The sequence below is a fragment of the Pontibacter rufus genome (assembly GCF_015694705.1).
GTDB lineage: Bacteria > Bacteroidota > Bacteroidia > Cytophagales > Hymenobacteraceae > Pontibacter > Pontibacter rufus.
In genome coordinates, this window is the sequence record NZ_JADQDR010000001.1 from 102,130 (window position 1) to 114,061 (window position 11,932).

The window sequence follows — 11,932 nt, forward strand, 5'->3', positions numbered from 1 at the left end:
GCTCATAAATCAAATTTTGAGCTTTCTGTAATGGCCAAGGATTTTCAATCTTAACCAAATACTTCCAATCGAAATATATAATCCATTATATAAACAGCGTTGTGCAACAGCCATCCTTGTTGTGCGTAGGTTTTTAACCGCTATTAATCTCAGATTATGGAAAAGCGAGGAACGACACCTGTAGTTCGCCAAGTTTTTTATATCCTAATACATTCATATGAATAGGGTCGCGGTAGTATAATTGCTTATTGTATATATTGTATCCGCCTAAAAAGAACTGATCAAGAACAGGTATTCCATGAAGCAAGCAGATCTTCTTTTGCATTTCAACGTATTTACCCATCCCCTCTGCATAAAATGGATCATATCCACCCCGATCATTGAAGGCTTTACTTGATGTAAAAAGATATATAACAGCCTTGGGATTTATCTCATAAATTCTTTTGATACAATAGTTAATTCCTCCTGCCTGGGAAGTTAATTTTTTCTTATCATAACCATCAAATTCTGTATAGTCTGTGTAAGAGCCCACCTCTCTATGATTTGTATAGTCATTTGTTGAAGCCCAAAGGATGTAAATATCAAACACACCGGCTTCATCTACCTGTTGTTGAACAGATTTTCCCTGTAATGAAGAAAAGCCTGCCCCAGGTACTCCATAGTTGGTAATAGTCATTCCTAAGAATTTTTCCCACATACTTTTGGCGCTATCACTTTCAGGTATCACAGAAACAGAGCCACCAAAGACTGCTACAGATTTTCCATAATTGAAGGATTTTTCAAAAGCTAATTTCTCAGTCCTGTTTTGTGAAAATCCATTAATCGAAATTAAAAGAAACAAAATAACCAGATAATGTATGCTACCTCTCATAGTAATATATTTAATATGTTAAATATTGATCCAAGACATGGTCCCGTTTTAAATTCTTATTTTTCTCTTTTGCGTGTCAAGATCACTAATGTGTATCGTCTCAATTTGATAGGCTACTACTTAGTAAGTATACTACTGCCAAACTTACGCAGAACGGCTGGTATATAAGGTGATCGAGGCGATAGCGAAGGTTGAGCATGCATTGTGTTGGCACATGTAGCTTTAGATTTTCTTTCTTTTCTCTATCTCTTCCCTGCTAAGGTCGAAGTGTAATGGAGTAGTGTCATATATTGGGCTGTCGTAACCGCTAATGATTTTATTTCGAAAACTTCTTAGGTCAAGTATTCGAAAAGTCCTTTTATACTGCGTCCACTCGCTTTTAATCACATCAATTACTGAAAGCTGCTGTATCGTGCCTTTGAAAAGGGTTCTATTCCAAATCGGTATAGCAACCATATTTCCTTCAGGATTCCATATTGGAGGCCCGCCGTACAAACCACTTAACTTGTGCCTTTTATTGTCGCTATCACACCAATAGCATTCCCCTGCCAAAGGGCTTCCCATTGCAAGCTCTATTAACTCACTATATTCAATCCTATTCTGCTTATTAGGAGAAAACATCTGCTCATCAGCATTGTAAAATGCCCAAGGCCTTAATAAATGGTTTTCTGTTTTCTCTCCCATTTCTATATGTGCCAACTAAAGTATAAACGGAATTACTCCGTTTATACTGCCAAATATAGATGGATAAACGAAAGAAAGCTTTCGTATTAACATAAGTAAATCATACCGTAAAAGCAGTTCTGCCTGGCTGCTATCTACCTAAGTATAAATCCGGTTTCTACTTGCTATCCCAGCAGCTTGCTCTTGGCCTTCAGCGACCAGGTATAACGGAACTCCGCCACTTGTTCGCCCTGCTCGTCCAGGCCGATGCTGGTGGCCTGAACAGTGGTGGGCTCACCGGTAATTTTTGCGGTTTCCACGGCTTGCTGCACCCGTTTGCCGTCCTCGCACACAAACGTAATCTTGCCCGTAGCTTTCTTCGTAAAATCGGCATCCATGTGCACCACCAGCATCGACACGGCCGGGTCGGATTTATGAATGTACATCATGCAGAGCACGCCCGTTGAAAGTTCGGCGGCCATGCTGAGGCAGGCGAAATAAATAGAGCCAAACGGATTTTTGTTGAGGTACTTGTACGGGATACTGACCGTGGCGCGCTCGTTGGTGAGCGAGGTAACCTGCAAATCGGCGAGGTAGGCCATGGGCAGCCGCGACAGCATAAACAGGCGGAACTTGGCCGGCGAAGCAACCAGTTTGCGGAAGTCTTCGGCAGATGTGTTTAAAGTAACCATAGAGAAGGCCGGTTAAAAGCTACAGCTTATACTTCGTTTCCGCAGTCTGCGGTTTGGTAGCTGTTAAATATACGGGTTTTGAAGTATAAACAGGCTTTAAAATCCTGAAATGCTGCCTGTGACTTTTATTTTGCCTGTGCCCGGCACTTGCAGATTACCTTGGTTAACCTACCAGCAACATCGACAAAATCCCTGTCAGCATAATAAATTTGTTCAGGTTGCTGAGGTAGGCGAAGTCGCGGCGGCGGTCGGAGCGGGCCAGTTTGATGACCAGCCAGATGCTGGGCAGCAGCACCAGCAGCAGCATGTAGGAATCAAACAGCAGGGCAGTGCGCCGGTGAAAAACCACCACCAGCAGGAAGGCCAGGAATAGTGCCACCAGCGGATACAGTACCAGCTTGGTATTGCGGATACCCGCCACAATCGGCAGCGTGCGGCAGTCGAAAGAAGCATCGCCTTTCATATCTTCCATGTCCTTGATAATTTCTCTGATTAAGGATATCAGGAAAGCAAAAAGGGCATACCCCAGCGTTATTTTGTTCAGGGCATCATCATAAACAGCCACCACCAGCAGCATAGAGGCAGACAGCAGCGCAATGACGACATTGCCAACCAGCAGCATTTTTTTCAGACGGGCAGAGTATCCCCACAGCAGCAGCACGGCACCCATGTTTATGAGGCCCACAGGTATAGCTAAAGCCAGGCCGATGACTACGCCGGCGGTGGAAAGCACCAGGTGTGCAAACATAGCGCGGCGGCGGCGGATGGCTTTGCCCACCAGCATGCGTTCGGGCTTGTTGATGGCATCGATTTTAACGTCGTAATAATCGTTGATGATGTAGCCGGCCGCTGCGATTAGCACTGTAGAAAGGGTAAGTGCGGCAAAGCCCGGCCTGGCAACCATGCCCCAGTTTACGCCCGCCACGAGCAGGCAGGCCTGCACCAGCGCCTGGCTCAGCACAATCAGCACCAGGTTAGGAAAACGGATAAGGCTCAGGTAAGCTTTCACGTAAATAGAAAGTGTGGTATGCGAAGTGTAAAGGTATGGCTGTGCGGCGAAAGCACAAGGTATAAAAAAAGCTCCTGCGGCAAACAGGAGCTTTTTCTGTAACGGATAGTGTAAACTGTTATCAGATTCTTTTCACGTTTACAGCGTTAATTCCTTTTTTACCTTCCTGTGTGTCGAACTCCACACGGTCATGCTGCTGAATTTCTACGCCGTTCAGGCCGGTTACATGCACAAAGAAGTCTTCGTTTGTTTCGTCTTCCGTGATGAAGCCAAACCCTTTAGACTCAATAAAAAACTTTACTTTTCCCTGTTTCATAAAGATGAATAATTAATGGTAATAAAATCCTCCGGTAAGGTAAAAATTATAAACTGCATACGCAATAGCAATTAAAAGAAATTTTATATTGAATTGCAGAAAAGTATGATAGTGCTGGCTTACCAGGTATCCTGTGCTTTCATTACCAGTTCCAGCAGTTCCCGCACGGCGCCTCTGCCGCCATCTTTGGCTGATACAAACATACTGATAGTTTTAATATCGTCGGCGGCATCGGCCGGGCAGGCCCTGAACCCGCAACGCTGCATCACTTCCATGTCGGGCATGTCGTCGCCCATGTAAGCTGCGGTAGCCGGATGGATGCCCTGCATGTATAAATAGTCCTCCAGCGTATCCACTTTGTCTTCCGAACCCAGGAAAATGTCTTCAATACCAAGCTGCTCCAGGCGTTTGCGCACACCCGGCTCATTTTTGCCGGAGATGATGGCGACGCGATAGCCTTGCCGGATAGCATGTTTGATGGCAAAGCCGTCTTTGATGTTGAAGGCCCGCACCTGCTCGCCATCGGCAAAGCAGTAGAGCAGGCCATCGGTCAGCACACCGTCTACATCAAAAATAAACGTATTGATCTGTGATAAATCTGTCTGTGTGATCGACATAGGCGAAAAGCTAAAGAATTGTTTGACAAGAGACGAAAGTAAGTAAAAAGGACACAAGTATCAGGATGTTAGACACGCTTGTCTCTATACTTGGGTCTGGTTTAAGCAAGCTTCTTTTTTGTCCTCCTCTGAAGGCGGTGGGGATGATTACATGTGCTGATAATCATCCATAAGTATAAACATCGGAAACTGCTTAATAAAAGCAGCGCAGTTTGCATCTTCCGGCCGCTTCTCATCCCCCTTCTCTCCTTCAAAGAGGGACTTTCCTGCACTACGACTTCCACGCCCTTCGTAACGTTAATAAATCACCTTAGCTGGAAAGCCCGTCTGTATGCGCAAAAACAAAAAAGGTTCTTTACCGGAAAGAACCTTTAAAGGCATTTAGTTAAGTGACAACATACTTGCAGCGGAGTTGGAATTTAGTCCTGATTGTCGCGCCACTCATATACCCAGGCCGATTGTATCTGCTCCAGGTGTCCTTCGTTGGCCTGCTCGCGCGTGCCTTCAAAGTTGGGCAGCGACAATATCCAGTCCAGCAGTTCGGTAAAGCGGATGCGGTAAATTTTAGATTCGGAGAAGTCGTCGCCGAATTTTTCGTAGAGTGCCATGGCGATGTCCTCGTGGTCGCTCCAGGTCATAGGTGGCTCGTAGCTTTTATTCATTATTTAAATAGTTTAATGGTTATAAGGCTGAATGGTTTTAAAACGCCTGAGGTAATCTGCATGAGAAGCCCAACAATCTAACCATTCAACAATTTAGACTAATGCCCCAGAAAATCCTGCCCCGGAATAGTAACAACCACATCTTCGTTGCCCTGCACCACACATTGGCAGGCCAGGCGCGAGTTAATGCGCGGGTCTACGGCGCGATCAATATAGTCTTCTTCTTTGTCAGAAATTTCCGGCAGGTCGCCCATGCCGGCCTCAATGTATACATGGCAGGTACTGCAGCCGCACACGCCGCCGCAGTTATGCTGTAATTTAATATCATTGTTTAGCGCCACATCCAGCACCGATTCCCCTTCTACCGCCGGATGCGATTGGTCTGGTGAGCCGTCTGCGAACTTATAGGTTATATTTACAACTTTCATGTGTGTTCTATAATTAGGCTGCAAGTTACAAAGCCTGCCTGCCGGATCAAAGTATGGCATTTATATGCCTTTAGCTGATAAACCGGCAAAAGCGGCAAATGGTTGTGCGGTTCGGGTTATACTTTGTTTTTGGTGGCCTGTATGCTGTCAGTCAGCTGCCGGTAAAGTTCGCTGTAGCGCGGGTGCTGTGCCAGTAGGTGCAGGTGCCCGGCAATTACGTTTTCGTCGTGGCGCACAGCAGGGCCGGTTTGTACTTCAAATGGCGGGTGCAGGGCCGCTTTGGCAATGGTTTCGTGGATAAGAGGCTGCAGCAGGCCTGGCGGCAGGTTTGCTTCCTGCAGTAGTTCGCGGCTGATGCCCAGCAGGTGATTCGTGAAATTGCAGGCAAACACAGCAGCCAGGTGCAGTTGCCGACGTGCTTCGGAACTTACGCGCTGCACCTGATCGCTTATACTTTGCGCCAGTTGTTCCAGCTTTTGCAATGCCTGCTCGTCCCGGGCTTCAATTAAAAGAGGCACCGCTTTAAAATCGACGGCTTTGGCCTTTGAAAAGGTCTGTAAGGGGTAAAAAACACCAGTCCGGGCTCCGTTTATATCCTCCAGTATAGCCAATGGTTGCGAACCGGACGTATGCGCAACCAGCGTGCCTGGCGGTACCTGCAGTTGTTGCGCTACTGTAGCAATAACTGCATCGGGCACCGCAATAAGTATGATATCAGCGGCCATACCTGCAAGTTCGGCAAGAGAAGCAACTGGCTTTGCTGCCGGAAGCAGCCGGGCCAGGGCTTCGCGCGAGGTGGCGCTACGGCTGTAAACCGCTGTTATCTCGTGCCCGGCGGCGGCAAGCGCCTGCGACAGGTGCCAGGCAACATTACCTGCTCCGATAAAGGCTATTTTCATGGCTTGTAAATATGATTCTCTATAACATCCTGGTAGCATTGCAGCAGTTGCGGCAAAACGGCTTTCGAAGAAAACCTGTTTAAAAAGTCCTGCCGGATGATGTTGCTGTCGTAACTTTTATAGTTTTTGATCATGTTTAGCATGGCCGCTGCAAGTGCATCGGGATTGTTCTTTTCTACTAGCAAGCCATTAAAAGGTGTAACTATACTTTCAGGGCCGCCGCACTTGGTGGCAATTATGGGCTTTCCGCAAGCAAGTGCTTCTATGTATACGATGCCCATAGATTCGTATAAGCTCGGAAGTATAAATGCCTGACAATGCTGAAATTCCTTAACAGCCTGTTCTCTGGTCAGCTCTCCGAGCCATTCCACATCGCTGGCTATATCTAAAGTTTTAGCTAACTGTTGATAAGCTTTGCTATGCGGGCCGGAGCCGCCAATCCTGAATTTTACAGAGCCTGCCCGCTGCCGGAATTTATTAATGGCGTGCAGCAACAAATTAAAAGATAGTCGGCTGACTGATACCAAGAGGGAGTAACAAAAACGTTCATAGCCGCTGCTTTATCAGGGCTAAGGTAAACAAAAAAGCCCTTGCATGCGCTGCAAGGGCTTCCTGATTTTATACTTAGGCGTAGTTTACACTGCCTGTGCTTTGCGTTTGCTGCCAAGCTTTACGCTTGGTTTAGGCGCCGTCTTAGGGCCATCCTGGCTGCGGCGCACAATGGCCATGATAAAGCCGATTGCCATAATTAAAGTGCCTATCCACAGTATGTTCACGAAGGGTTTTTCCATTGCCTTCAGGATTATCCATTCGCGCTGCGTGGTGTTTACGCCAATCTTAAAGCTTTCGGTAGCGGGGTCTATGTTCAGGAGCGTAACACGCAGGCCTAAATCGCCGATTTCCTCGGGGTAATAACCGGCCATGCCATCCTTGAAAATAAGCAGCGGATGTACGTGGTAATTTTTCGTTTCGCCCAGAATCTGCATGTCTGCCTGCACCGCGATATCGCCCTGCTTCAGTTCCACACCCGGCACCTTGTTCACCATCTCCACGCCATGGAAAACAGCAATGTAATCGTTCAGGATAATGGTGTCGCCCATGGCAATATCATACTCTTTCATGGTGCTCCACTCTTTTTCTTCCGGCGCAATAGACGATACGTGGGTATACAGGTCTCTGTCTATAAAGCTTTTGATAGCTGGGGAAGCCAGCAGGCCCATGTTCGGGTTTACCTGTGCGCGTGGGTACAGCAGGAATGCCTTGCCGCTTTCGCGGTTCTTATACTCCAGTTCGTAGTAGGTGTTTTCCGGGGAGCTCAACTCCAGCGTATCGCCTGTTTTATAGTATACTTTGTCGCCTGCTTTTACATCGGCACGGGCAATGGCTTTATATGGATCAGCCGTGCGGAAAAGTATCTCCTGGTTTACGTAGCCTGGCACGCCCGCCACCTCAAAAAACTTGCCGCGGTAACTTACACTATACTTGTCCATGTCTACGGGCGTGTTGCGCCACAGGAGCACGTTGTCGCGGTTTACCTCATCCGGAAACTCGCGGGAGTATAACAGGCCGGAAGTGTTTTGGGAGATGATCTTGGAATAGCCCGACGAGAAAAGTATACCTATCAGCATCAAAGCAATGCCGATATGCGATACGGCACCACCGGATAAAGCCACCTTTTTGTGTATCAATCCAAGTATAATGCTCAGGTTGGCAAACACCGAGAAGAGCGAGGCTATCAGCAGGGTAATGTAAACCCAGTTATCCAGCTTAAAGGGTAGGATATCGAATTTGTTGGACAGGATGATGATAAGGCTGGAGAACAGCAGCGTGAGCATGGCCGGCATGGTGATGGCATCCACAAAGCTGGCTTTGTCTACTTTGCGCCACCACAGCAACTGGGCTATACCTGAAAGCAGAGCTACCACCAACCCTGCCCACAGCTGGAATTTGGTATAGTGTGCAATCTGGTCGGCGGGCAGTGCGGCGTTTGTGTCGATGCCGATAAAGCCCATAAACGAGTTATAGACAGGTATAGACGTGGTAGCCAGCACCTGGAAAGCCGCCAGGCAAAGCACCGCAGACCCTATAAATATCCAGAACTCGCCGTTGTAGGTGGTCAGTTCTTTTTCTGTAGCCGGAATCTTTTTCCAGTTGTATACCAGCAAGCCAATGGCCAGCACCGCAAATGCGGCCAGGTAGGTAAATAACTGCCCCGATAAACCAAGATCTGTAAAGGAGTGCACGGAGGCGTTTCCTAAAATACCGCTTCGGGTAAGGAAGGTAGCATAAAGCACCAGCAAAAAAGTCGTAATCACCAGTATAAAGCTGGCGCGCAGGCCCTGTCGGCTGCGGCGGTAAGCCACCATGGTATGAATAGCGCCTACCAGCACCAGCCACGGAATGTACACAGCGTTCTCTACGGGGTCCCAGTTCCAGTAGCCGCCAAAGTTCAGGGTTTCGTAGGCCCAGTAAGCGCCCATTACCACACCCACGCCCAACGTTACGCCGGCAAAGTGCGCCCAGGGCAGGGCAGGCTTAATCCATTCTGTAAACTTACCTTTCCAGAGGCCGGCCATGGCAAAAGCAAACGGCACCAGCGTAGCAGCAAAGCCCAGAAACAGGGTTGGCGGGTGAATCACCATCCAATAGTTCTGCAGCAGCGGGTTCAGGCCGGTACCGTCCTGAGGTACGTAGTTCGGGTCCATCTGAAACACAGGGGCATCGGCCATAAAGTCGCGCATCAGAATGAAAGGCGAGGAGCCGATTTTTACATCGCCCAGCACCACACCTAGGATCATGGAGGTCAGGAAGATTTGCACAAACGAGAACATCGCCATCACAGGCGCTTCCCATTCTTTACGCTTTTTGCCTACATTCATCAGCATCACTCCCAGCATTACATGCCAGAAAATCCAGAGCAGGAACGAGCCTTCCTGACCTTCCCAGAAGCAGGAAATCATGAAGTGAATGGGCAGGTGGTTGGAGGAGTGGCTCCAGGCGTAATAATACTCGTAGCGGTGCGCATAAATAATGTTGAACAGGCTGAAGATAATCATCAGCACGGCCGCGCCATGTACGTAAAATGCGCCACGCGCCAGGTTGCGCCAGCTGGTATCGCCGGATATTTCTACTTTGGCGCGCGCCGCCATAAAGTAAGCGAGCGAGGATACTATGGCTGTTACAAAAGCCACAATCACACTGGCATGGCCAATATCCCCAATCAGCGTATTTATCATTTTGAAAAGTTAGAGAGTTAAAAAGTTGGCGTGTTAAAGAGTTGGAAAGTTAAAGATGCTTCATTTAAACTCTTTAACTCTTAACCCTCTAACTCTAAACTAAATTACAGGCTTGCAGTCTTGTTGATGTCTTTCTCCACGTATTTGGACGGGCACTTGAGCAGGATTTTATCCGCTACAAACACATCCTGCTTCATGTTGCCTGTAATCACCACTTGTTCAGAGCGCTCGAAATCCTGTGGCTTAGGGTTAAAGTAAACCACGCGCTGCTCTACTTTGTTGGTGTCTACCAGCGTGAAGGCAAAGTAATTCGGGTCTACCAGCGGGTCGTACTGCATGTTTACAATGTGGCCCTGAGCATCCTTTTTCAGGCGGCCTACTACGTGCACTTTGCTGTTATCGCCGTCGTGCGCGCGTTCAATGGCTTCGCCGAAGGTAACGTAGGTACTGGCGTCGCCGGCAGTAGACATGATAATCATGATGGCCAGCCCGATAATGATGATGCCGAAGATGTGTGACTTTTTCATCCTTTTTATGGTAATCGTATAAGTGCTCTTGTGCTGTTAACCTAACACGCATCCGTGAAATAAAAATCCACAGCGGCGGTTATTTTTATACTTGTTATACTAATGCAATCAGCGGTTAACGTAATCGTCTTTCAGCTGCTTCTCCAGCTTGCTTACTTTGCGGTCCAGCGAAACCAGGTAGATAAGGATACCTCCCAGAACAGTTACCAGCACGGCCACCACTACATAAATTTTGCCATCCTGGCGCAGCGTATCGGCCATCTCTACATTCGTTTGATCTGCTGCACCGGGAGCAGCCTGTGCCTGTACACTTTGGGCGCCTGCTGTGGCGCAAAGTATAAAGCACCATACAGCCAGTATTTTAAACAGTTTCATATAGGCGTTGTTTCAGTAATTCTAATCTTGCTTTTACATTCACTATCCAGACGCCCAGCAGTGTCCAGCCGATAACGGCAGGGTAAAATACCAGGCGCAGGCGATTATCAAGGTCGTAGGAGTTAAAGCCGGGATTGCCGCCGTTGCCGGGGTGCAGCGAATCGGTGAGGCGCGGCAGGATAAACAGCAGCGGGATTAAAGCGAAAAAGGCAAAAATGTTGTACACTGCGCTGATGCGGGCGCGTTGCTGCTGCTCAGCAAAAGAACTGCGCAGCACCAGGTAAGCAAAGTATAGCAGCAGGCCGATGGCAGCCGCATTTTGCTTCGGATCGTTGCTCCAGTATTCGCCCCAGGTAAATTTGGCCCACTCCATACCGGTAATAATACCCAGCACACCAAACAGAATGCCCACTTTGGCTGATTCGTAGGCAATCACATCGTTTTTGATAGTAGGGTTACGCAGGTACTTAATGGAGTATACTACCGATACCAGCAGGATAATGATCATCCCGAACCACATCGGCACGTGGAAAAACAGGTTCCGGATGGTTTCGTTGAGGATGGCCAGCCGGGGAACCTCCGTCAGCAAGCCCGCTGTTACGGTAAACACCAGCAACAAGGCAGCCAGTATTTTCCACCAGTAATTTTTCATATTCTTTTAGATGCCAGATTTTAGACGTTAGATACCAGACATGTTTCTACAATTTAACCTTTGTTAACTGTTCCTGATATTACAGCTATTCTCTATGCCTTTATTGAAACAAAAATTCTATCAAATTTGCTCTATTTAGCGCTACATTTCTCAAATATAGCGCTTATGCCTCATGCGCTGGCTTTTAGAATGTGAAATCTAGTGTCTAATGTCTAACATCCAGCGCCTTTCATGAACGCCAAAGGTACGGGAATAAGATATAAGAAACAGTGACAACAATCATGTTTATAGCAAGCAGCGTGAGCAGTTCGTCGAGACTGAGGCTCCGGTCGAGGCCATCCAATGCGTTTTTTGATAGCTTGATGAGCATGAGCAACATGGGCGCCATCACCGGAAAGCCAAGTACGGCCATTAAAGTGCCGCTGTTGGCTGCTTTGGAAGCTATACCCGAAATCATGGTGAGAGAGGTGGAAAAGCCAACGGCACCCAGCAATATGGTGAGCAGAAACATAGGCACGTCCTGCACCGGGTTGCCCAGCACTACCGCATAAAATACAAAGCAGATGAGCGCCAGCACCAGCATCAGCAGCGTGTTGTAAATGATCTTGGCCAGTATAACGCCCTGCGGACTCACGATGGAATAGAAGTATAGGAGCCGGCCACGGTTTTCCTGCATAAAGCTCTTGGCAATAGCGTTTACGGACGTAAACAGCAGTATAATCCACAGCACCGCGTTCCAGACTGGCACTAGGCCCTGCCCGCTGATGGAGCGGAGGCCAAAGCTAAGATAGCATACAAACACAGTGCTGCCCACGTATAACAGCATGCCATTAAACGCATACTTCTGCCGCCATTCCAGCACCAGGTCCTTCTGAATCAGGTATAAAATTTCTTTTAGCAGCACTATTCTGTTGTTTTGCTGCAAAGGTAAGGCACAATTTACTGCAAAGGTAACTTTGGGCTGCTTATTGTTGATTGTGAAATG

Annotated in this window: 15 protein-coding genes; all 15 read right to left on the reverse strand. The window is 47.8% G+C overall.

What is annotated here, in order from left to right:
* Positions 1 to 154: 154 nt before the first annotated feature.
* The 15 genes from I2I11_RS00465 to I2I11_RS00535 all read right to left on the reverse strand — a co-directional run bounded on the left by I2I11_RS00465 (position 155) and on the right by I2I11_RS00535 (position 11,824).
* Positions 155 to 871 (reverse strand): SGNH/GDSL hydrolase family protein, encoded by a 717-nt coding sequence (locus I2I11_RS00465; RefSeq protein WP_196265703.1) that lies wholly within the window; start codon positions 869 to 871, stop codon positions 155 to 157.
* 222 nt (positions 872 to 1,093) lie between these two features.
* Positions 1,094 to 1,555, reverse strand: a complete 462-nt coding sequence (locus I2I11_RS00470) for a hypothetical protein (protein WP_196265704.1) — start codon at positions 1,553 to 1,555, stop codon at positions 1,094 to 1,096.
* A gap of 164 nt (positions 1,556 to 1,719) precedes the next feature.
* The gene (locus tag I2I11_RS00475; RefSeq protein ID WP_230679813.1) at positions 1,720 to 2,226 is read right to left on the reverse strand and encodes a PaaI family thioesterase; all 507 of its coding nucleotides are present in this window, start codon (positions 2,224 to 2,226) and stop codon (positions 1,720 to 1,722) included.
* A gap of 163 nt (positions 2,227 to 2,389) precedes the next feature.
* Positions 2,390 to 3,298, reverse strand: coding sequence for a geranylgeranylglycerol-phosphate geranylgeranyltransferase (locus I2I11_RS00480; RefSeq protein WP_370582911.1), 909 nt, complete (start codon positions 3,296 to 3,298; stop codon positions 2,390 to 2,392).
* 58 nt (positions 3,299 to 3,356) lie between these two features.
* Positions 3,357 to 3,551 carry a cold-shock protein gene (locus tag I2I11_RS00485; protein WP_196265706.1) on the reverse strand — a complete coding sequence of 65 codons (195 nt, stop codon included), beginning with the start codon at positions 3,549 to 3,551 and terminating at the stop codon, positions 3,357 to 3,359.
* A gap of 119 nt (positions 3,552 to 3,670) precedes the next feature.
* Positions 3,671 to 4,168 (reverse strand): KdsC family phosphatase, encoded by a 498-nt coding sequence (locus I2I11_RS00490; protein WP_196265707.1) that lies wholly within the window; start codon positions 4,166 to 4,168, stop codon positions 3,671 to 3,673.
* Between the two features lie 419 nt (positions 4,169 to 4,587).
* Positions 4,588 to 4,830, reverse strand: a complete 243-nt coding sequence (gene iscX / locus I2I11_RS00495) for a Fe-S cluster assembly protein IscX (RefSeq protein ID WP_196265708.1) — start codon at positions 4,828 to 4,830, stop codon at positions 4,588 to 4,590.
* Between the two features lie 98 nt (positions 4,831 to 4,928).
* The gene (locus I2I11_RS00500) at positions 4,929 to 5,258 is read right to left on the reverse strand and encodes a 2Fe-2S iron-sulfur cluster-binding protein (RefSeq protein ID WP_196265709.1); all 330 of its coding nucleotides are present in this window, start codon (positions 5,256 to 5,258) and stop codon (positions 4,929 to 4,931) included.
* Positions 5,259 to 5,374: 116 nt separating this feature from the next.
* A complete protein-coding gene (locus tag I2I11_RS00505) occupies positions 5,375 to 6,157 on the reverse strand; it encodes a Rossmann-like and DUF2520 domain-containing protein (RefSeq protein WP_196265710.1) in 783 nt (260 codons plus the stop codon).
* Entirely contained in the window at positions 6,154 to 6,684 is a 531-nt protein-coding gene (locus I2I11_RS00510; protein WP_255531264.1) for a glycosyltransferase, read from the reverse strand. The genes I2I11_RS00505 and I2I11_RS00510 overlap by 4 nt, the downstream gene beginning before the upstream one ends.
* Before the next feature lie 108 nt (positions 6,685 to 6,792).
* Positions 6,793 to 9,393, reverse strand: a complete 2,601-nt coding sequence (gene ccsA / locus I2I11_RS00515) for a cytochrome c biogenesis protein CcsA (protein WP_196265712.1) — start codon at positions 9,391 to 9,393, stop codon at positions 6,793 to 6,795.
* 104 nt (positions 9,394 to 9,497) lie between these two features.
* A complete protein-coding gene (locus tag I2I11_RS00520) occupies positions 9,498 to 9,920 on the reverse strand; it encodes a cytochrome c maturation protein CcmE domain-containing protein (RefSeq protein WP_196265713.1) in 423 nt (140 codons plus the stop codon).
* A 108-nt stretch (positions 9,921 to 10,028) separates the two neighbouring features.
* Positions 10,029 to 10,295, reverse strand: a complete 267-nt coding sequence (locus I2I11_RS00525; protein WP_370582894.1) for a CcmD family protein — start codon at positions 10,293 to 10,295, stop codon at positions 10,029 to 10,031.
* Positions 10,282 to 10,947 (reverse strand): cytochrome c biogenesis protein CcsA, encoded by a 666-nt coding sequence (gene ccsA, locus I2I11_RS00530; protein ID WP_196265714.1) that lies wholly within the window; start codon positions 10,945 to 10,947, stop codon positions 10,282 to 10,284. Before ccsA (I2I11_RS00530) ends, I2I11_RS00525 begins: the two co-directional genes overlap by 14 nt.
* A 229-nt stretch (positions 10,948 to 11,176) precedes the next feature.
* Positions 11,177 to 11,824: a heme exporter protein CcmB gene (locus tag I2I11_RS00535; RefSeq protein ID WP_370582912.1), complete on the reverse strand. Its 648-nt coding sequence runs from the start codon at positions 11,822 to 11,824 to the stop codon at positions 11,177 to 11,179.
* Positions 11,825 to 11,932 lie beyond the last annotated feature (108 nt).

Coding starts and splice junctions, on each gene's coding strand:
- I2I11_RS00465 (WP_196265703.1), bottom strand. CDS start 871: ATGAGAGGTAGCATACATTATCTGGTTATTTTGTTTCTTTTAATTTCG.
- I2I11_RS00470 (WP_196265704.1), bottom strand. CDS start 1,555: ATGGGAGAGAAAACAGAAAACCATTTATTAAGGCCTTGGGCATTTTAC.
- I2I11_RS00475 (WP_230679813.1), bottom strand. CDS start 2,226: ATGGTTACTTTAAACACATCTGCCGAAGACTTCCGCAAACTGGTTGCT.
- I2I11_RS00485 (WP_196265706.1), bottom strand. CDS start 3,551: ATGAAACAGGGAAAAGTAAAGTTTTTTATTGAGTCTAAAGGGTTTGGC.
- I2I11_RS00490 (WP_196265707.1), bottom strand. CDS start 4,168: ATGTCGATCACACAGACAGATTTATCACAGATCAATACGTTTATTTTT.
- iscX (WP_196265708.1), bottom strand. CDS start 4,830: ATGAATAAAAGCTACGAGCCACCTATGACCTGGAGCGACCACGAGGAC.
- I2I11_RS00500 (WP_196265709.1), bottom strand. CDS start 5,258: ATGAAAGTTGTAAATATAACCTATAAGTTCGCAGACGGCTCACCAGAC.
- I2I11_RS00505 (WP_196265710.1), bottom strand. CDS start 6,157: ATGAAAATAGCCTTTATCGGAGCAGGTAATGTTGCCTGGCACCTGTCG.
- ccsA (WP_196265712.1), bottom strand. CDS start 9,393: ATGATAAATACGCTGATTGGGGATATTGGCCATGCCAGTGTGATTGTG.
- I2I11_RS00520 (WP_196265713.1), bottom strand. CDS start 9,920: ATGAAAAAGTCACACATCTTCGGCATCATCATTATCGGGCTGGCCATC.
- I2I11_RS00525 (WP_370582894.1), bottom strand. CDS start 10,295: ATGAAACTGTTTAAAATACTGGCTGTATGGTGCTTTATACTTTGCGCC.
- ccsA (WP_196265714.1), bottom strand. CDS start 10,947: ATGAAAAATTACTGGTGGAAAATACTGGCTGCCTTGTTGCTGGTGTTT.